Here is a 20232-nt window from a genome sequence, read left to right on the forward strand (position 1 = left end):
AGCTTACGCAGCGTGCGTAGCCTGGAACACGAGTTACTTGAGTTCCACGGACGCGCCAGCTTCTTCCAGCTTCTTCTTCGCTTCTTCAGCGTCTTCCTTGCTCACGCCTTCTTTCAGGGTGGCCGGAGCGCCGTCGACAGCTGCCTTGGCTTCTTTCAGACCCAGGCCAGTCAGTTCACGAACAGCCTTGATGACGTTGACTTTCTTGTCACCAGCAGCAGTCAGAACGATGTCGAACTCGGTCTGTTCTTCAGCGGCTTCACCAGCAGCGGCCGGGCCAGCGACGACGGCGGCAGCGGCGGAAACGCCGAACTTCTCTTCCATTGCTTCGATCAGCTCAGCCACTTCCATGACGGTCATGTCAGCGACGGCGTTGATGATGTCTTCTTTGGTCAGTGCCATTTTAGCAATCCTAAACTTTGCGGAGCAAAGATGCTCAGTCAAACGGAAATCGATTCAGGCTGCACGAGACAGCCAGGAGGTCAAAGCGCTGCTTACGCGGCGGCTTCGGCTTCCTTCTGATCGCGCAGTGCTGCGATAGTACGGACCAGCTTGCCTGCAGAAGCTTCCTTCATGACAGACAGCAGCTTGGACAGTGCTTCATCGCGGGTCGGCAGAGATGCCAGACGGTCGATATTCGCCGCCGGGATGAACTCGCCTTCGTAGGCCAATGCCTTGACTTCGAACGCCTCGACCTTCTTGGCAAATTCCTTGAACAGACGAGCGCCAGCGCCCGGGTGTTCCATGGAGAATGCAAGCAGAGTCGGGCCGACGAAGGACTCGTTCAGCACCTCATAAGAGGTACCGGACAGCGCACGACGAGCCAGAGTGTTGCGAACAACACGCAGCTGGACGCCCGCTTCGCGGCACTGTTTGCGCAATTCGGTCATTGCACCAACAGTCACACCACGAGAGTCGGCAGCGACTACGGAGAGAGCACCCTTGGCGGTTTCGCTGACCTCAGCAACAATTGCCTTCTTGTCTTCGAGACCTAAAGCCACGGTGTTGACTCCATTTCGTGCCGGGGAACGAATTCCCCAGTGGTTTACCATCTCTCTCACCTGTACTGCGCGGGAGAGTCTTGGAGGATGGTTGCCACCAGCGAGGCTGGGACACCATCTGCGCAGGCTACGCGCAATGCAAGCATCGCGACGCGATTAAGCCGGTCCTGCCACCGAGGTGACAAGGCCAGCGCCTGCGGTCTTTGACGGCGCCCCGCGGCTGAGCACGGGGACCGCAAAGTGAAACATTCTGAGACTGCCTTACGCGTACTTGGCGTGATCGACAGTCAGACCCGGGCCCATGGTGCTGGACAGGGTGATCTTCTTCAGGTAGACACCCTTGGAAGTGCTCGGCTTCAGCTTCTTGACTTCGGCCACCAGGGCGTCGATGTTACCCTGAATGGAGTCAGCACTGAAGTCGATCTTGCCGATACCGGCGTGAATGATGCCGTTCTTGTCAGTACGGAAACGCACCTGACCAGCCTTGGCATTCTTCACGGCAGTCGCGACGTCAGGCGTCACGGTACCGACTTTCGGGTTCGGCATCAGGCCGCGCGGACCGAGGATCTGGCCCAGCTGACCGACAACGCGCATGGCATCCGGAGAAGCGATGACGACGTCGAAGTCCATCACGCCTTTCTTGACCTGTTCTGCCAGGTCGTCCATGCCGATCACGTCTGCACCGGCTTCCTTCGCTGCTTCAGCGTTGGCGCCCTGGGTGAAGACAGCGACGCGCACTTCGTTACCGGTGCCATTCGGCATCACGGTAGCGCCGCGAACGACCTGATCGGATTTACGCGGATCAACACCCAGGTTCAGAGAGACTTCGATGGTCTCCTTGAACTTGACGGTGGACAGCTCGGACAGCAGAGCAACAGCTTCTTCGACGCTGTAGACCTTGCCGGATTCAACTTTCGCGTTGATCGCCTGGGCGCGCTTTGAAATCTTGGCCATGATCAAAGACCCTCCACGTTCAGGCCCATGCTACGGGCAGTACCGGCGATGGTGCGAACAGCAGCGTCCAGATTGGAAGCTGTCAGGTCCGGTTCCTTGGTGGTCGCGATCTCTTCGAGCTGAGCGCGAGTCACGGTACCGACCTTCTTCTTGTTCGGCTCGCCAGAACCGGACTTCAGACCAGCCGCTTTCAGCAGCAGGACGGCCGCAGGCGGCGTCTTGGTGACGAAAGTGAAGCTACGGTCGGAGTAGACAGTGATGACCACGGGAGTCGGGAGACCCGGCTCGACGTTCTGGGTAGCGGCGTTGAACGCTTTACAGAACTCCATGATGTTGACACCGTGCTGACCGAGGGCAGGACCCACGGGCGGGCTCGGGTTAGCTTTACCGGCTGCAACCTGCAGCTTGATGTAAGCCTGTACTTTCTTGGCCATGATAGGACTCCAGTATGGGTGGTAGCGCCTTGCGGCTCCCCGTAAAACCGGGCCGCCTCAGGCGACCCGTCGTGTTGCCGTGATGCTCGTATTCAAACAGGTGAGATAATGATCCTGAGATCAGTCCTTCTCGACCTGGGAGAACTCGAGCTCCACCGGCGTAGCACGCCCGAAGATCAGTACGCTGACCTGCAGACGGCTCTTTTCGTAATTCACTTCTTCGACTACGCCATTGAAGTCCGCGAACGGACCATCAGTGACACGCACCGTTTCACCCGGCTCGAAGAGAGTCTTCGGACGCGGCTTGTCGGTGCCATCCTGAACGCGACGCAGCATGGCGTCGGCTTCTTTCTGGGTAATCGCTGCCGGCTTCTCCGGGGTTCCGCCAATGAAACCCATGACGCGCGGGGTTTCATTCACCAGGTGCCAGGACTGATCATTCATGTCCATCTCGACCAGCACGTAGCCCGGGTAGAACTTGCGCTCGCTCTTGCGGCGCTTGCCGTCACGCATTTCGACGATTTCTTCGACCGGCACGAGAATCTCACCGAAGTGATCTTCCATGGCGTAAAGCTTCACACGCTCGTTGAGCGAACGCATGACCTGCTTTTCGAAACCGGAATAGGCGTGTATGACATACCAACGCTTGGACATGGAAACTCCGTTAACTGACGATGCCGGACATCAGCCAGCCGAGGGTGGTATCGATGAGCCATAGCAACAGGCCCACGATAAGCACGGCACCCAGCACGATGGCAGTTGTCTGGACAGTTTCCTGTCGGGTCGGCCAAACGACGCGCTGGATCTCGCGGCGCGCACTACTTGCCAGCTCGACAACATCACGGCCTTTGTTGGTCGTGATCGCCAGAGCAGCCGCTGCAACACCAAGCACGACGACGCCAAGCACGCGATAAAGCAGCGCTTGGTCAGCAAAATAGGCGTTGCCAGCAACAGCCAGCACAAGAAGAATGACAACGACCGACCACTTGAACCCGTCGTGGCGCGCTTCCTGCACCTCGGCGTTCTGTTTCATCAAAGAGACTCCTCAAGGGTGCAGCGATCGCTAGAATCGAGAATCGGTAAGAAGTCGAATACCATCCTGGGGAAGGATGGCAGGCCAGGAGGGAATCGAACCCCCAACCTGCGGTTTTGGAGACCGCTGCTCTGCCAATTGAGCTACTGGCCTGTAACACTTGCGTGTTCCAGAGACTAAAAACAAGGCTGAATGAACAGCGGGCGCCATCATAGCTGAGACAACCCAAACTGACAAGCCTTATCTTTGACCGCGACCTGGGAGGTCGTCGGAAACGAAAAAGACGAGCCAAACTGCGACTCGCCTTTCCGTTGTATGGAGCTCGTGGGCGGATTTGAACCGCCGACCTCACCCTTACCAAGGGTGTGCTCTACCCCTGAGCTACACGAGCAAAACCTTTGCGCAATCTCGACTGGCGAGATGAACTGGAGCGGGCAGCGGGAATCGAACCCGCGTCATCAGCTTGGAAGGCTGAGGTTCTACCATTAAACTATGCCCGCTTTCCAACTCTTGCTGCCCTGATGCACGCGGCATCATAAGCGAATCTGGTGGTGGGGGAAGGATTCGAACCTTCGAAGCTTTCGCGGCAGATTTACAGTCTGCTCCCTTTGGCCACTCGGGAACCCCACCATCTGTGACGACGAATCTTACGTCGCTTGGGATACACTGTCAAGTGCTTGATTTCATTCTACTTCAAGCGCTTGAGGGAATGTATCGCCTCAGAACGGGACGTAGTATGTCAAAGCATCTGGGTGAGCGCAAGCCCTGAGCGAAGTTTTTCTAGATCAGGCACTCGCGGCTGGTCGGGCGCACCTGACAGGCGCCCTGCCCGCTCGGCAGCGGTCAATGGATACAGCGCCTCCAGGCCGGCATACACCATGTCTGGCCACAGCGCATGCGGCACCCGCAGACCGCGCGCCACCACCCGCGCGTCACCGCCGGTCAGCAGTAGCGGCAAGGCTACCCCTTCACGATCGCAGACCTCGGCATAGAGACGATTGACCGCGCTGACGGCCGCCATGTAGATGCCGTGATTGACGGCCTCTACCGTATTGCGACCCGGCGCGAGCAACGTATCCACCTCGGTATCCGGGTCGATGGCCACATTGCGCGTGCCCAGCTTGAGGCTTTCCTTCATCAGACGCAGCCCCGGGAGAATATACCCCCCCAGATGCTTGCCACCCGGCAGCACGAAATCCACCGTGATCGCGCTACCGCAATCGACGCTGCAACAGCCCCCGGTGAGATGATGGCCGGCGAGTGCGCCCAACCAGCGATCGACGCCCAGCCGTTGCGGCTCTTCATAGCCGCAGGTGACGCCCAGCGCCTCCCGCGTCGAGTGCGCGACATGCACGACGCCGACCTGCTTGCGCAGCAACTCCACCGTCTCATCCAGCACCTGCCTGCGCGCCACGCTGGAGATACGCACGGCCGTGACGACATCCAGGTCAGGAATGTCCGCGCCCGGCCGCCACTCCTCTCGCGTCCAGACGGCGCCGCGCGAGCGGATCTCGCTGGAAACGGTGTCCTTGAGGCGCCATTTTGACAAGGTGTTGCCGATATCAAGATCCAGAATCATGAGACGGCGCGCAGACTGATCTCGCCACCGGCGAGAGTGATGGTTTCGCCATTCATGCGCACCTCGAGATTTCCATTGATATCGACACCTTCTGCCACGGCCTCTTCTCGTCTGTCTCCGCGCAGAATCACCACATCACGTCCCTTGAAGGCATTGCGCTCATTCCAGCGCGCCTGCCATCCGGCAAAGCCCTGCGACTCGAACTCGGGCAACAGTGCCAGCAATGACTCCATCAGACGCGCGGCATAGCGATTGCGTGAAGCACCGGGAATGATGTCACGTACCGCAGCCACCGGCTGGGTGATCGCCTCGCGCCGGGAGGCCGGCAACTCGATGTTCATGCCGATACCGATGACGACATCACAGGGACCGGACACATCACCTGTGACCTCGACCAGGATGCCGGCGATCTTGGGTTGATCCTTCTGTATCTGCAGCAGGACATCGTTGGGCCACTTGAGGCGCGCGGGCAGGCCATCGGCCTCCAGCACCTCCGCCACCGCCACGCCGATCGCCAGACTCAGGCCCTCAAGCGATGCGGCGCCTGATTCGAAGCGCCAGCCAAGCGAGAAGACCAGGCTGCGCCCCCAGGGGGTCTCCCACTCACGCCCACGACGGCCACGCCCAGCCGACTGCACCTCAGCCAGACAGACCTCGGCATGGCCGGCTCCCTGACGAAAGCGCTCGCGGATGAAGGTATTGGTCGAGTCCACCGACTCCTCGACGAACAGGCGCGTCAGGTGTTTGCGAGTCTCGCGCGGCAGCGCCTCGATGATCAGTTGACCATCGAGCAACTCGATGGGGTTGGCCAGTCGATAGCCAAGCCCCTTGATGGCTTCCAGCGGAATGTCGAGCGCCTCAAGTTTCTTGAGCTGCTTCCAGACCGCCGTACGCGACACCCCGAGCTCTTCGCCCAGGGCCTCTCCGGAGTGGTAGCCACCATCTCCAAGCAGACGAATGAGATCACGGATGGTCATGCGGAGGCCTGTCCCTGTGCAAAAGCGCACATTCTATCGGATTCATGGGCTTGCGAGCCAAGAACAACGACCAAAGATAACGCTCTTTTCGTCAATTCCGCTCCCCGGCACGCATTCCCGCCCCCGCCAGGCGATTGAACAAGGCGGAAAGCAGCATCAGGACACTGCCCAGTCCCAGCCATGAACCTACTCGCCACAGCCCCTCAAGGGTGGCGGTATCCCATACCCCCACCTTGATCACGGTGAGGATCAGAATGCCCTGTCCGATGCGCTGCCAGTGCTGCTGCCCCACCTTGGCGCCACTCACGACCAGCGCCGCCGCGACGACCAGCATCAGCACACTGTAGGCATATAGCTCCGCCTGCTCGATGCCCTGCCATAGCCCCAGCTCAGCGCCATGCCAGCAATGCCGCAAGTTGAGCGCCAACCACAATCCGGCTGACAGCAGGCCGAGCACTTCGCTCAGCCCGCGTATTCGCGAGCGTGTCGCGGCACTTCCCGCATCCGATGCGCGTCTGGATGTCATGCGCCAGAGCATTGCGGCGCCGAGTGCAGGCAGGCCGTAGGCCGGCAGAAGCCAATTGACCAGCGGCCAGCTCCCGACATCCCCCGGGTGCCAGAGCGGATTGAAGATGCCCAGCACGCCGACACTCCAGAGAATCACGGCTGCTCCGCCGACCACCAGTGCCAGCACGCGATAGAGCTGCGCCCCTGCCCGGGCCTCAGCACCGTCGCCACGAGCACGCCAGGCATAGCTTGCCGCCACCCCGGCCAGCGCCAATACCTGCAGGGAAAGCTCCGCCAGGGTGAGGCTGCCCTCGAAGGGCTTCCCTCCGGTCAACACATAACGGATTTCCATCACCACCGTCGCGACGGCAAGCTGGACAACGGCACCTTCCAGCCAGCGCTGTGTCCGCGGGCGGTGGCGCATGCCGAGACTGGTCATGGCAACACAGGCCAATACCGGCAGCAGTATCTGCAGTGGCCAGTGCGCGATATCGGCATAGTCGTCATGCGCCATGCCATACATCAAGCGAGCCACGACACCCCACGCCAGCAAGCGTGACAGCTCAGCAAACACAGAGCGCGCCGCGGTATGCCCCTCGCGATACCAGCGCCATTCACAAGCGGTCAAACCCAACAGCTGCAGCGCCAGCGCCAGGGTCAGCGATGGCCCCTCCAGCACTGCCACCAAAGCGAGGAATATCCCGGCCTGCGCCGGCAGCCACAGTCCTGCGGCAAGCTGAGCGCCTTCACGCGCCTGGTAGCGCATGGCACCTGCCCAGCACACCAGCCCCCAGATCAATGGCGGCAGCCCTGTGTTGACCAGTCCTGTGTTGATCAGCCTCCCTGCATCGCTCGCCCATGGCATGACGTCCTGCCAGAGGGCCAGGGCCCACGCCAGCAGCGGCACCATGGTCGCCAATGCCCACCAGCAGGCTGCAAGCGGCCTCTCTGCTCCTTCACCCGCTTCATGACGCGGTCGCCAACGCGCCAGCGACAACAAGCCGACACTCAGTATCAGCGGGCTGATCATCGCGCTGCTCGACAGCGGTGCCGTCAGGGCAAGCCCCCACACCAGCAACCAGAGTCCGTTGCCAGCAACCACCATCGACCACAGCACCGCATGGCGGCGACTAGACCAGGCAATCACCAGCATCGGCACGAGGCTAGCCAGACACTCCCGATGCCACAGGGACACACCGGAGCCAGCCATATCGGAAGGCGCCACCAAGGAGTCAAAGGAGACGCCATGCACGAGGCTGCCCAGCCAGGGCAGCCAGAGTCCCAGCACGACGCTCACTGAGACAAGGCCCCCGGCGAGCCAGTGCCGACGCAACTCAAGAGATGCACGCCAGGGCAACCAGGTCGCAAGTGAGGCCTGCGCCTGTCGCTCATCCTTTTCTACGGTGCCCGTGGATGACTCCCACGCCTCCTCCCACAGATACCCCAACGCCAGCACGGCCAGCCAGACACCACCCACCCAGGGCAACAACCCCACCAGCAATGTCGTGCCAGAGGAGATACCGAAGGGCATCAACAGCAACCACCAGGTGAGCGCTCCCACCAGACCGCCCCAATACAGCCAGCTCACCGCGACCTGGCGGTACAGCACACGACACGCTGCCGCGATCACACCCGCATACCCCAGCAACAGCAAGGTCGAGGCTTCCTGCCACTGCTGGTGAATGGGCAGCGCCAAGGGCAGAGCATATCCGCCCAACATGCCCAATGCTGCCAGCCACGGCCCATGATGCCGCGCACGCTCCAGCATCCACAGGCTCAAGGCTGCCAGCAGTGCGAAAGTGACCGGCATGGACACCAGCGAAAGCAGAAAGTGACCAGCCAGCAGGCTCGCTGCGAGCACCAGACTGCCGGCACCGCTGACGGCGCCGGTCAGACTCGATGACTGGGACGTACGCAGTCTCAGCCACTCGGCCAATACCGTCATGCTCAGGCCGAACCCGAGACCCAGCGCCAGCCGTACCCCCGGCCCCAGCAAGCCCTGCTCAAGGGAGTACCCGACGAGCAGGATGCCTGCCATCACCAGAGACAAGGCACCCACAAGAATCATCCAGTGTTCCTGAAGGACCGTCAGCAGACGTGACATGCCTCTCGGCAGCACCTCTGATGCCTTGCTTGCAGGGTCTGCGCCCCGGCCCTTCTCGCCTGAACGACTGGAGGCAGCGCCATGCAACAAGCGCTGAAGTAGCCGGTAGGACAGAGAGTGGCCGCCACTGGATGATGCAGTGGCCCGCGAGTCACTGATCGGTGGTGTTGCATCGGCTGCTGCCAGTCCCTCCCGGGGCGGCACTTCGGCAGGCGATTTGTCCACACCCCCTTCTTGCAAGGGGGTGTGCATAACCGGAGCGTCATGAGCAGTAAGCTCGCGAGCAAGCCTGGCCTCCATATCGCGCAGTCGCTGCTCCAGCGCCTTGATGCGCAGCATGCTGAGCCACCCCATCAAGGAACCACCCAGTACCAGCAACGCCATCATGACGCCCACCAACATCAGCTCATCCATCGCCCAGCCCGTCATCGAAGAGTCGTGTTCAGAGACTACGGCATTTTGCCTGGCACCTCATGCTGTCAGTCTCTCAGCACCGTATTTGCACATTGGACGCAAAAAGCCCGACTCCTGGGGGAGCCGGGCTTTCTTTTCCACGCACAAAGAGAACCGCCCCTGCAGCAAGGCTGCAGGGGCGGTTCGGTATAAGTGCCTGACGATGACCTACTCTCACATGGAGAAACTCCACACTACCATCGGCGCTAAGCGGTTTCACTTCCGAGTTCGGCATGGGATCGGGTGGTTCACGCTCGCTATGGTCGTCAGGCGAAACGGTGGCATCTTGCGATGCCTGAGTCTCGAGGCTTTTGGCCTCGCGACTCGCAATATGAATCATGCTGACCGATATGTCTCGATCCTGTCGCAATCCCGGCGTTTGCCGAAGCAAACCCCTTGGGTGTTATATGGTCAAGCCTCACGGGCAATTAGTACTGGTTAGCTCAACACATTGCTGTGCTTCCACACCCAGCCTATCAACCTTGTAGTCTTCAAGGGCCCTTCAGGAGGCGCAAGGCCTCAGGGAAGTCTCATCTTGAAGGGGGCTTCCCGCTTAGATGCTTTCAGCGGTTATCCCGTCCGAACGTAGCTACCGGGCAATGCCATTGGCATGACAACCCGAACACCAGAGGTTCGTCCACTCCGGTCCTCTCGTACTAGGAGCAGCTCTTCTCAAACTTCCGACGCCCACGGCAGATAGGGACCGAACTGTCTCACGACGTTCTAAACCCAGCTCGCGTACCACTTTAAATGGCGAACAGCCATACCCTTGGGACCGACTTCAGCCCCAGGATGTGATGAGCCGACATCGAGGTGCCAAACACCGCCGTCGATGTGAACTCTTGGGCGGTATCAGCCTGTTATCCCCGGAGTACCTTTTATCCGTTGAGCGATGGCCCTTCCATACAGAACCACCGGATCACTAGAACCTACTTTCGTACCTGCTCGACGTGTCTGTCTCGCAGTCAAGCACCCTTATGCTCTTGCACTCAATGCACGATTTCCAACCGTGCTGAGGGTACCTTCGTGCTCCTCCGTTACTCTTTAGGAGGAGACCGCCCCAGTCAAACTACCCACCATACACTGTCCTCGATCCGGATAACGGACCTGAGTTAGAACGCCAATGATGTCAGGCTGGTATTTCAAGGTTGGCTCCACCGCATCTGGCGACGTGGTTTCAAAGCCTCCCAGCTATCCTACACAGACAACATCAGCATCCAGTGTAAAGCTATAGTAAAGGTTCACGGGGTCTTTCCGTCTAGCCGCGGGTACACAGCATCTTCACTGCGATTTCAATTTCACTGAGTCTCGGGTGGAGACAGCGTGGCCATCATTACGCCATTCGTGCAGGTCGGAACTTACCCGACAAGGAATTTCGCTACCTTAGGACCGTTATAGTTACGGCCGCCGTTTACCGGGGCTTCGATCAAGAGCTTCGCGTGAGCTAACCCCATCAATTAACCTTCCGGCACCGGGCAGGCGTCACACCCTATACGTCCGCTTGCGCGTTTGCAGAGTGCTGTGTTTTTAATAAACAGTTGCAGCCACCTGGTATCTTCGACCGGTAAGAGCTTACGGAGCAAGTCCTTCACTCGAACCGGTGCACCTTCTCCCGAAGTTACGGTGCCATTTTGCCTAGTTCCTTCACCCGAGTTCTCTCAAGCGCCTTGGTATTCTCTACCTGACCACCTGTGTCGGTTTGGGGTACGGTCGCATGTGATCTGAAGCTTAGAGGCTTTTCCTGGAAGCGTGGCATCGATGACTTCCTGACCGTGGTCAGTTCGTCTCGCATCTCGACCTCAGAGGAACCGGATTTGCCTGATTCCTCGGCCTACATGCTTTCACCAGGACAACCAACGCCTGGCTCACCTAGCCTTCTTCGTCCCCCCATCGCAACCACATCCGGTACGGGAATATTAACCCGTTTCCCATCGACTACGCGTTTCCGCCTCGCCTTAGGGGCCGACTCACTCTGCTCCGATTAACGTAGAACAGAAAACCTTGGTCTTCCGGCGGGGGAGTTTTTCACTCCCCTTATCGTTACTCATGTCAGCATTCGCACTCGTGATACCTCCAGCAGACTTCTCAATCCACCTTCATTGGCTTACACGACGCTCCTCTACCGCTCATCCATAAGGATGAACCCGTAGCTTCGGTACCTGATTTAGCCCCGTTATATCTTCCGCGCAGGCCGACTCGACTAGTGAGCTATTACGCTTTCTTTAAAGGATGGCTGCTTCTAAGCCAACCTCCTAGCTGTCTGAGCCTTCCCACATCGTTTCCCACTTAATCAGGATTTTGGGACCTTAGCTGACGGTCTGGGTTGTTTCCCTTTTCACAACGGACGTTAGCACCCGCTGTGTGTCTCCCACGCTGCACTCACTGGTATTCGGAGTTTGCCTCGGGTTGGTAAGTCGGGATGACCCCCTAGCCGAAACAGTGCTCTACCCCCAGCGGTGATACGTGAGGCGCTACCTAAATAGCTTTCGAGGAGAACCAGCTATCTCCGGGCTTGATTAGCCTTTCACTCCGATCCACAGCTCATCCCAGCATTTTTCAACATACTTGGGTTCGGGCCTCCAATTGATGTTACTCAATCTTCACCCTGGCCATGGATAGATCGCCCGGTTTCGGGTCTATACCCTGCGACTGGTCGCCCAGTTAAGACTCGGTTTCCCTACGCCTCCCCTATACGGTTAAGCTCGCCACAGAATATAAGTCGCTGACCCATTATACAAAAGGTACGCGGTCACACCACGAAGGTGCTCCCACTGCTTGTACGCATACGGTTTCAGGATCTATTTCACTCCCCTCGCCGGGGTTCTTTTCGCCTTTCCCTCACGGTACTGGTTCACTATCGGTCAGCCAGGAGTATTTAGCCTTGGAGGATGGTCCCCCCATGTTCAGTCAAGGTTTCTCGTGCCCCGACCTACTCGATTTCACGTGACTCAGACTTCGACTACGGGACTATCACCCTGTATCGTCAAGCTTCCCAGCTTGTTCGTCTGTCAGTTGTCACGCTTAAGGGCTGGTCCCCGTTCGCTCGCCGCTACTTGGGGAATCTCGGTTGATTTCTTTTCCTCCGGGTACTTAGATGTTTCAGTTCCCCGGGTTTGCCTCTATAGGTTATGTATTGGCCTATAGATACTCACCTGATGGTGAGTGGGTTTCCCCATTCGGAAATCGTTGGGTCGCAGGGTATTTGCCACCTCGCCAACGCTTATCGCAGGCTATCACGTCCTTCATCGCCTCTGGCTGCCAAGGCATCCACCGTATGCGCTTAATCGCTTGACCATATAACCCCAAGGGGTCTGTCAAGGATTACGAATCTGTCGGACCTCTCCGACATATCGTTTTGATAGACATGCGCTTGGCGCACATATCTATCGTCAGCATGATTCACATTGTTAAAGAGCGGCTGTTCAGAGAACAGTGAGAAGCGCGCTTTGTTGAGCACGCTTGCCACTGCCGGCTAAGCCAGCAATAAGATCAGGTAATTCGTTGTGAGCACTTGCCGCGAGCAGTAGACAGTGTCGATAAGGAGGTGATCCAGCCCCAGGTTCCCCTAGGGCTACCTTGTTACGACTTCACCCCAGTCATGAACCACACCGTGGTGATCGCCCTCCCGAAGGTTAGGCTAACCACTTCTGGTGCAGTCCACTCCCATGGTGTGACGGGCGGTGTGTACAAGGCCCGGGAACGTATTCACCGTGGCATTCTGATCCACGATTACTAGCGATTCCGACTTCATGGAGTCGAGTTGCAGACTCCAATCCGGACTGAGGCAAGCTTTATGGGATTGGCTCCACTTCGCAGTATTGCAACCCTTTGTACTTGCCATTGTAGCACGTGTGTAGCCCTACCCGTAAGGGCCATGATGACTTGACGTCGTCCCCACCTTCCTCCGGTTTGTCACCGGCAGTCTCCTTAGAGTTCCCGACATTACTCGCTGGCAAATAAGGATAGGGGTTGCGCTCGTTACGGGACTTAACCCAACATTTCACAACACGAGCTGACGACAGCCATGCAGCACCTGTCTCAGAGTTCCCGAAGGCACCAATCCATCTCTGGAAAGTCCTCTGGATGTCAAGGGTAGGTAAGGTTCTTCGCGTTGCATCGAATTAAACCACATGCTCCACCGCTTGTGCGGGCCCCCGTCAATTCATTTGAGTTTTAACCTTGCGGCCGTACTCCCCAGGCGGTCAACTTATTGCGTTAGCTGCGCCACTAAGTCCTCAAGGGACCCAACGGCTAGTTGACATCGTTTACGGCGTGGACTACCAGGGTATCTAATCCTGTTTGCTACCCACGCTTTCGCACCTCAGTGTCAGTGTCAGTCCAGAAGGCCGCCTTCGCCACTGGTATTCCTCCCGATCTCTACGCATTTCACCGCTACACCGGGAATTCTACCTTCCTCTCCTGCACTCTAGCCAAGCAGTTCCAGATGCCGTTCCCAGGTTGAGCCCGGGGCTTTCACACCTGGCTGACTTAGCCACCTACGCGCGCTTTACGCCCAGTAATTCCGATTAACGCTTGCACCCTCCGTATTACCGCGGCTGCTGGCACGGAGTTAGCCGGTGCTTCTTCTGCGAGTGATGTCTTTCCTCGGGAGTATTAGTCCCAAGGCGTTCTTCCTCGCTGAAAGTGCTTTACAACCCGAAGGCCTTCTTCACACACGCGGCATGGCTGGATCAGGCTTTCGCCCATTGTCCAATATTCCCCACTGCTGCCTCCCGTAGGAGTCTGGGCCGTGTCTCAGTCCCAGTGTGGCTGATCATCCTCTCAGACCAGCTACGGATCGTCGCCTTGGTGAGCCATTACCTCACCAACAAGCTAATCCGACATGGGCTCATCCGATAGCGCAAGGTCCGAAGATCCCCTGCTTTCTCCCGTAGGACGTATGCGGTATTAGCCTGAGTTTCCCCAGGTTGTCCCCCACTATCGGGCAGATTCCCATGCATTACTCACCCGTCCGCCGCTCGACGCCTCCTAGCAAGCTAGGATCGTTTCCGCTCGACTTGCATGTGTTAAGCCTGCCGCCAGCGTTCAATCTGAGCCATGATCAAACTCTTCAGTTGAAAGCTTGATAGTCTGTTAAGCAGACCAAACTTGGTTCAGAGTCAAACTTCTCGTGAGAGGCTTGCTCCGATATTTGGTGACCTTGTCACCACTCATCGGCAAGCGCTCACACGAATTACCTGATCAAATTTTTAAAGAGCGTCGCTGTTAAGCGAGGAGGCATATTCTACTTGGAACGCTTGAGAAGTCAAGCACTTGATGATGAGTCAGTCGACTGCCTCTAAGCATCATCAAGCGGTGAGGAGCGTTGCTCGATCACCTGTTCCGTAAGGAGTGCGACGTATTCTAGCGAATCGCCCGGGATTGTCAATCGATGAATTCGAAGCGGGCTTCAAAAACATCAAGCAAAACAATCACCTGCAAACCTCTTTCACCGCTGGTAACGCCATGCGTCCCCGGCAGCGGATGCGTACTTTACGCACGAACCGCCGTGAGGGCAAGGGCTTTTTGAAGATCAGGCCAGATTTCGCCTTCACACCCCTGATTCTGGCACCTGGAGCACTCCAGCCAGGCGATCCCTGGCAACAAGGCTCGTTTTTAGCACCCTTTTCTCCACCTGGCGGCGCACGCAAAAAACCCAGTCTTGCGCACAAAAATATCCTGAGTGACACCACTCCCGGCCCAGACATGATGGAAATCAGCATCCCTCTGATGAACTCCGACGCCGACAGACCCATGCGAGGTGCCTCAAGCCGCACAAAAAACGCCCCCACAACAAAAGCTGCAGGGGCGTTTCTTGGCAAAACCAGGCATAAAGAAAAAGCGCACATCATTTTTCGTCAATGACAGAACCATCACAGCACGATGATGAGCCAAAGACTTTCTTCTTGCACAGCCAGGGAAAGCTTATCTCTCGCCCACAGCTATTTCACATCCAGGACTTCCTGCGCAAATTGTTCCTGAGCACAACTTTTTCTCACCACAAAGAGAACCGCCCCTGCAGCATGGCTGCAGGGGCGGTTCAGTATAAGTGCCTGACGATGACCTACTCTCACATGGAGAAACTCCACACTACCATCGGCGCTAAGCGGTTTCACTTCCGAGTTCGGCATGGGATCGGGTGGTTCACGCTCGCTATGGTCGTCAGGCGAAACGGTGGCATCTTGCGATGCCTGAGTCTCGAGGCTTTTGGCCTCGCGACTCGCAATATGAATCATGCTGACCGATATGTCTCGATCCTGTCGCAATCCCGGCGTTTGCCGAAGCAAACCCCTTGGGTGTTATATGGTCAAGCCTCACGGGCAATTAGTACTGGTTAGCTCAACACATTGCTGTGCTTCCACACCCAGCCTATCAACCTTGTAGTCTTCAAGGGCCCTTCAGGAGGCGCAAGGCCTCAGGGAAGTCTCATCTTGAAGGGGGCTTCCCGCTTAGATGCTTTCAGCGGTTATCCCGTCCGAACGTAGCTACCGGGCAATGCCATTGGCATGACAACCCGAACACCAGAGGTTCGTCCACTCCGGTCCTCTCGTACTAGGAGCAGCTCTTCTCAAACTTCCGACGCCCACGGCAGATAGGGACCGAACTGTCTCACGACGTTCTAAACCCAGCTCGCGTACCACTTTAAATGGCGAACAGCCATACCCTTGGGACCGACTTCAGCCCCAGGATGTGATGAGCCGACATCGAGGTGCCAAACACCGCCGTCGATGTGAACTCTTGGGCGGTATCAGCCTGTTATCCCCGGAGTACCTTTTATCCGTTGAGCGATGGCCCTTCCATACAGAACCACCGGATCACTAGAACCTACTTTCGTACCTGCTCGACGTGTCTGTCTCGCAGTCAAGCACCCTTATGCTCTTGCACTCAATGCACGATTTCCAACCGTGCTGAGGGTACCTTCGTGCTCCTCCGTTACTCTTTAGGAGGAGACCGCCCCAGTCAAACTACCCACCATACACTGTCCTCGATCCGGATAACGGACCTGAGTTAGAACGCCAATGATGTCAGGCTGGTATTTCAAGGTTGGCTCCACCGCATCTGGCGACGTGGTTTCAAAGCCTCCCAGCTATCCTACACAGACAACATCAGCATCCAGTGTAAAGCTATAGTAAAGGTTCACGGGGTCTTTCCGTCTAGCCGCGGGTACACAGCATCTTCACTGCGATTTCAATTTCACTGAGTCTCGGGTGGAGACAGCGTGGCCATCATTACGCCATTCGTGCAGGTCGGAACTTACCCGACAAGGAATTTCGCTACCTTAGGACCGTTATAGTTACGGCCGCCGTTTACCGGGGCTTCGATCAAGAGCTTCGCGTGAGCTAACCCCATCAATTAACCTTCCGGCACCGGGCAGGCGTCACACCCTATACGTCCGCTTGCGCGTTTGCAGAGTGCTGTGTTTTTAATAAACAGTTGCAGCCACCTGGTATCTTCGACCGGTAAGAGCTTACGGAGCAAGTCCTTCACTCGAACCGGTGCACCTTCTCCCGAAGTTACGGTGCCATTTTGCCTAGTTCCTTCACCCGAGTTCTCTCAAGCGCCTTGGTATTCTCTACCTGACCACCTGTGTCGGTTTGGGGTACGGTCGCATGTGATCTGAAGCTTAGAGGCTTTTCCTGGAAGCGTGGCATCGATGACTTCCTGACCGTGGTCAGTTCGTCTCGCATCTCGACCTCAGAGGAACCGGATTTGCCTGATTCCTCGGCCTACATGCTTTCACCAGGACAACCAACGCCTGGCTCACCTAGCCTTCTTCGTCCCCCCATCGCAACCACATCCGGTACGGGAATATTAACCCGTTTCCCATCGACTACGCGTTTCCGCCTCGCCTTAGGGGCCGACTCACTCTGCTCCGATTAACGTAGAACAGAAAACCTTGGTCTTCCGGCGGGGGAGTTTTTCACTCCCCTTATCGTTACTCATGTCAGCATTCGCACTCGTGATACCTCCAGCAGACTTCTCAATCCACCTTCATTGGCTTACACGACGCTCCTCTACCGCTCATCCATAAGGATGAACCCGTAGCTTCGGTACCTGATTTAGCCCCGTTATATCTTCCGCGCAGGCCGACTCGACTAGTGAGCTATTACGCTTTCTTTAAAGGATGGCTGCTTCTAAGCCAACCTCCTAGCTGTCTGAGCCTTCCCACATCGTTTCCCACTTAATCAGGATTTTGGGACCTTAGCTGACGGTCTGGGTTGTTTCCCTTTTCACAACGGACGTTAGCACCCGCTGTGTGTCTCCCACGCTGCACTCACTGGTATTCGGAGTTTGCCTCGGGTTGGTAAGTCGGGATGACCCCCTAGCCGAAACAGTGCTCTACCCCCAGCGGTGATACGTGAGGCGCTACCTAAATAGCTTTCGAGGAGAACCAGCTATCTCCGGGCTTGATTAGCCTTTCACTCCGATCCACAGCTCATCCCAGCATTTTTCAACATACTTGGGTTCGGGCCTCCAATTGATGTTACTCAATCTTCACCCTGGCCATGGATAGATCGCCCGGTTTCGGGTCTATACCCTGCGACTGGTCGCCCAGTTAAGACTCGGTTTCCCTACGCCTCCCCTATACGGTTAAGCTCGCCACAGAATATAAGTCGCTGACCCATTATACAAAAGGTACGCGGTCACACCACGAAGGTGCTCCCACTGCTTGTACGCATACGGTTTCAGGATCTATTTCACTCCCCTCGCCGGGGTTCTTTTCGCCTTTCCCTCACGGTACTGGTTCACTATCGGTCAGCCAGGAGTATTTAGCCTTGGAGGATGGTCCCCCCATGTTCAGTCAAGGTTTCTCGTGCCCCGACCTACTCGATTTCACGTGACTCAGACTTCGACTACGGGACTATCACCCTGTATCGTCAAGCTTCCCAGCTTGTTCGTCTGTCAGTTGTCACGCTTAAGGGCTGGTCCCCGTTCGCTCGCCGCTACTTGGGGAATCTCGGTTGATTTCTTTTCCTCCGGGTACTTAGATGTTTCAGTTCCCCGGGTTTGCCTCTATAGGTTATGTATTGGCCTATAGATACTCACCTGATGGTGAGTGGGTTTCCCCATTCGGAAATCGTTGGGTCGCAGGGTATTTGCCACCTCGCCAACGCTTATCGCAGGCTATCACGTCCTTCATCGCCTCTGGCTGCCAAGGCATCCACCGTATGCGCTTAATCGCTTGACCATATAACCCCAAGGGGTCTGTCAAGGATTACGAATCTGTCGGACCTCTCCGACATATCGTTTTGATAGACATGCGCTTGGCGCACATATCTATCGTCAGCATGATTCACATTGTTAAAGAGCGGCTGTTCAGAGAACAGTGAGAAGCGCGCTTTGTTGAGCACGCTTGCCACTGCCGGCTAAGCCAGCAATAAGATCAGGTAATTCGTTGTGAGCACTTGCCGCGAGCAGTAGACAGTGTCGATAAGGAGGTGATCCAGCCCCAGGTTCCCCTAGGGCTACCTTGTTACGACTTCACCCCAGTCATGAACCACACCGTGGTGATCGCCCTCCCGAAGGTTAGGCTAACCACTTCTGGTGCAGTCCACTCCCATGGTGTGACGGGCGGTGTGTACAAGGCCCGGGAACGTATTCACCGTGGCATTCTGATCCACGATTACTAGCGATTCCGACTTCATGGAGTCGAGTTGCAGACTCCAATCCGGACTGAGGCAAGCTTTATGGGATTGGCTCCACTTCGCAGTATTGCAACCCTTTGTACTTGCCATTGTAGCACGTGTGTAGCCCTACCCGTAAGGGCCATGATGACTTGACGTCGTCCCCACCTTCCTCCGGTTTGTCACCGGCAGTCTCCTTAGAGTTCCCGACATTACTCGCTGGCAAATAAGGATAGGGGTTGCGCTCGTTACGGGACTTAACCCAACATTTCACAACACGAGCTGACGACAGCCATGCAGCACCTGTCTCAGAGTTCCCGAAGGCACCAATCCATCTCTGGAAAGTCCTCTGGATGTCAAGGGTAGGTAAGGTTCTTCGCGTTGCATCGAATTAAACCACATGCTCCACCGCTTGTGCGGGCCCCCGTCAATTCATTTGAGTTTTAACCTTGCGGCCGTACTCCCCAGGCGGTCAACTTATTGCGTTAGCTGCGCCACTAAGTCCTCAAGGGACCCAACGGCTAGTTGACATCGTTTACGGCGTGGACTACCAGGGTATCTAATCCTGTTTGCTACCCACGCTTTCGCACCTCAGTGTCAGTGTCAGTCCAGAAGGCCGCCTTCGCCACTGGTATTCCTCCCGATCTCTACGCATTTCACCGCTACACCGGGAATTCTACCTTCCTCTCCTGCACTCTAGCCAAGCAGTTCCAGATGCCGTTCCCAGGTTGAGCCCGGGGCTTTCACACCTGGCTGACTTAGCCACCTACGCGCGCTTTACGCCCAGTAATTCCGATTAACGCTTGCACCCTCCGTATTACCGCGGCTGCTGGCACGGAGTTAGCCGGTGCTTCTTCTGCGAGTGATGTCTTTCCTCGGGAGTATTAGTCCCAAGGCGTTCTTCCTCGCTGAAAGTGCTTTACAACCCGAAGGCCTTCTTCACACACGCGGCATGGCTGGATCAGGCTTTCGCCCATTGTCCAATATTCCCCACTGCTGCCTCCCGTAGGAGTCTGGGCCGTGTCTCAGTCCCAGTGTGGCTGATCATCCTCTCAGACCAGCTACGGATCGTCGCCTTGGTGAGCCATTACCTCACCAACAAGCTAATCCGACATGGGCTCATCCGATAGCGCAAGGTCCGAAGATCCCCTGCTTTCTCCCGTAGGACGTATGCGGTATTAGCCTGAGTTTCCCCAGGTTGTCCCCCACTATCGGGCAGATTCCCATGCATTACTCACCCGTCCGCCGCTCGACGCCTCCTAGCAAGCTAGGATCGTTTCCGCTCGACTTGCATGTGTTAAGCCTGCCGCCAGCGTTCAATCTGAGCCATGATCAAACTCTTCAGTTGAAAGCTTGATAGTCTGTTAAGCAGACCAAACTTGGTTCAGAGTCAAACTTCTCGTGAGAGGCTTGCTCCGATATTTGGTGACCTTGTCACCACTCATCGGCAAGCGCTCACACGAATTACCTGATCAAATTTTTAAAGAGCGTCGCTGTTAAGCGAGGAGGCATATTCTACTTGGAACGCTTGAGAAGTCAAGCACTTGATGATGAGTCAGTCGAC

10 protein-coding genes, 4 tRNA genes and 6 rRNA genes are annotated in these 20232 nt (G+C 56.9%); 1 reads left to right on the forward strand and 19 read right to left on the reverse strand.

What is annotated here, in order from left to right; translation table 11 throughout:
* Positions 1-33: 33 nt before the first annotated feature.
* The 16 genes from rplL to H2O77_RS17110 all read right to left on the reverse strand — a co-directional run bounded on the left by rplL (position 34) and on the right by H2O77_RS17110 (position 14120).
* Positions 34-402 (reverse strand): 50S ribosomal protein L7/L12, encoded by a 369-nt coding sequence (rplL, locus tag H2O77_RS17035; protein WP_043334886.1) that lies wholly within the window; start codon positions 400-402, stop codon positions 34-36.
* Positions 403-494: 92 nt separating this feature from the next.
* Positions 495-1001 (reverse strand): 50S ribosomal protein L10, encoded by a 507-nt coding sequence (gene rplJ / locus H2O77_RS17040; RefSeq protein WP_043334888.1) that lies wholly within the window; start codon positions 999-1001, stop codon positions 495-497.
* 261 nt (positions 1002-1262) lie between these two features.
* Positions 1263-1955: a 50S ribosomal protein L1 gene (gene rplA / locus H2O77_RS17045; protein ID WP_215823600.1), complete on the reverse strand. Its 693-nt coding sequence runs from the start codon at positions 1953-1955 to the stop codon at positions 1263-1265.
* A gap of 2 nt (positions 1956-1957) precedes the next feature.
* Positions 1958-2389: a 50S ribosomal protein L11 gene (gene rplK, locus H2O77_RS17050; RefSeq protein ID WP_043334893.1), complete on the reverse strand. Its 432-nt coding sequence runs from the start codon at positions 2387-2389 to the stop codon at positions 1958-1960.
* Between the two features lie 120 nt (positions 2390-2509).
* Complete coding sequence (gene nusG, locus H2O77_RS17055; RefSeq protein ID WP_043334895.1) at positions 2510-3043, reverse strand: transcription termination/antitermination protein NusG; 534 nt, start codon at positions 3041-3043, stop codon at positions 2510-2512.
* 10 nt (positions 3044-3053) lie between these two features.
* On the reverse strand, positions 3054-3422 hold the full coding sequence (secE, locus tag H2O77_RS17060; protein ID WP_043334897.1) for a preprotein translocase subunit SecE: 369 nt from the start codon (positions 3420-3422) through the stop codon (positions 3054-3056).
* A gap of 77 nt (positions 3423-3499) precedes the next feature.
* A tRNA-Trp gene (locus tag H2O77_RS17065) sits at positions 3500-3575 on the reverse strand.
* 163 nt (positions 3576-3738) lie between these two features.
* Positions 3739-3813, reverse strand: a tRNA-Thr gene (locus H2O77_RS17070).
* A 35-nt stretch (positions 3814-3848) separates the two neighbouring features.
* A tRNA-Gly gene (locus tag H2O77_RS17075) sits at positions 3849-3922 on the reverse strand.
* 46 nt (positions 3923-3968) lie between these two features.
* Positions 3969-4052 (reverse strand) — tRNA-Tyr (locus tag H2O77_RS17080).
* Between the two features lie 109 nt (positions 4053-4161).
* The gene (locus tag H2O77_RS17085) at positions 4162-5001 is read right to left on the reverse strand and encodes a type III pantothenate kinase (protein ID WP_043334902.1); all 840 of its coding nucleotides are present in this window, start codon (positions 4999-5001) and stop codon (positions 4162-4164) included.
* Positions 4998-5978 (reverse strand): biotin--[acetyl-CoA-carboxylase] ligase, encoded by a 981-nt coding sequence (locus tag H2O77_RS17090; protein ID WP_215823601.1) that lies wholly within the window; start codon positions 5976-5978, stop codon positions 4998-5000. The genes H2O77_RS17085 and H2O77_RS17090 overlap by 4 nt, the downstream gene beginning before the upstream one ends.
* Positions 5979-6069: 91 nt before the next feature.
* A complete protein-coding gene (locus tag H2O77_RS17095) occupies positions 6070-9018 on the reverse strand; it encodes a DUF2339 domain-containing protein (protein ID WP_215823602.1) in 2949 nt (982 codons plus the stop codon).
* Between the two features lie 179 nt (positions 9019-9197).
* Positions 9198-9313: ribosomal RNA gene (gene rrf, locus H2O77_RS17100) — 5S ribosomal RNA — on the reverse strand.
* A 136-nt stretch (positions 9314-9449) separates the two neighbouring features.
* Positions 9450-12336: ribosomal RNA gene (locus H2O77_RS17105) — 23S ribosomal RNA — on the reverse strand.
* 243 nt (positions 12337-12579) lie between these two features.
* A 16S ribosomal RNA gene (locus H2O77_RS17110) occupies positions 12580-14120 on the reverse strand.
* Positions 14121-14424: 304 nt separating this feature from the next.
* On the opposite strand from H2O77_RS17110, the gene H2O77_RS17115 reads away from it, so the two are divergent.
* Entirely contained in the window at positions 14425-14907 is a 483-nt protein-coding gene (locus H2O77_RS17115) for a hypothetical protein (RefSeq protein ID WP_215823603.1), read from the forward strand.
* Between the two features lie 186 nt (positions 14908-15093).
* Here H2O77_RS17115 and rrf (H2O77_RS17120) read toward each other — a convergent pair.
* The 3 genes from rrf (H2O77_RS17120) to H2O77_RS17130 all read right to left on the reverse strand — a co-directional run bounded on the left by rrf (H2O77_RS17120) (position 15094) and on the right by H2O77_RS17130 (position 20016).
* Positions 15094-15209, reverse strand: a 5S ribosomal RNA gene (rrf, locus tag H2O77_RS17120).
* Between the two features lie 136 nt (positions 15210-15345).
* Positions 15346-18232, reverse strand: a 23S ribosomal RNA gene (locus H2O77_RS17125).
* A gap of 243 nt (positions 18233-18475) precedes the next feature.
* A 16S ribosomal RNA gene (locus tag H2O77_RS17130) occupies positions 18476-20016 on the reverse strand.
* Together the 16S, 23S and 5S rRNA genes form the textbook arrangement of a ribosomal RNA operon.
* Positions 20017-20232: the final 216 nt, after the last annotated feature.

It is taken from the genome of Cobetia sp. 4B (assembly GCF_018831605.1).
Lineage (GTDB): Bacteria > Pseudomonadota > Gammaproteobacteria > Pseudomonadales > Halomonadaceae > Cobetia > Cobetia amphilecti.

What these genes read in the sequence shown, in the direction of transcription:
- rplA (WP_215823600.1), bottom strand. Translation starts at nt 1,955, where the DNA reads ATGGCCAAGATTTCAAAGCGCGCCCAGGCGATCAACGCGAAAGTTGAA.
- rplK (WP_043334893.1), bottom strand. Translation starts at nt 2,389, where the DNA reads ATGGCCAAGAAAGTACAGGCTTACATCAAGCTGCAGGTTGCAGCCGGT.
- rplL (WP_043334886.1), bottom strand. Translation starts at nt 402, where the DNA reads ATGGCACTGACCAAAGAAGACATCATCAACGCCGTCGCTGACATGACC.
- H2O77_RS17095 (WP_215823602.1), bottom strand. Translation starts at nt 9,018, where the DNA reads ATGACGGGCTGGGCGATGGATGAGCTGATGTTGGTGGGCGTCATGATG.
- H2O77_RS17090 (WP_215823601.1), bottom strand. Translation starts at nt 5,978, where the DNA reads ATGACCATCCGTGATCTCATTCGTCTGCTTGGAGATGGTGGCTACCAC.
- secE (WP_043334897.1), bottom strand. Translation starts at nt 3,422, where the DNA reads ATGAAACAGAACGCCGAGGTGCAGGAAGCGCGCCACGACGGGTTCAAG.
- H2O77_RS17085 (WP_043334902.1), bottom strand. Translation starts at nt 5,001, where the DNA reads ATGATTCTGGATCTTGATATCGGCAACACCTTGTCAAAATGGCGCCTC.
- nusG (WP_043334895.1), bottom strand. Translation starts at nt 3,043, where the DNA reads ATGTCCAAGCGTTGGTATGTCATACACGCCTATTCCGGTTTCGAAAAG.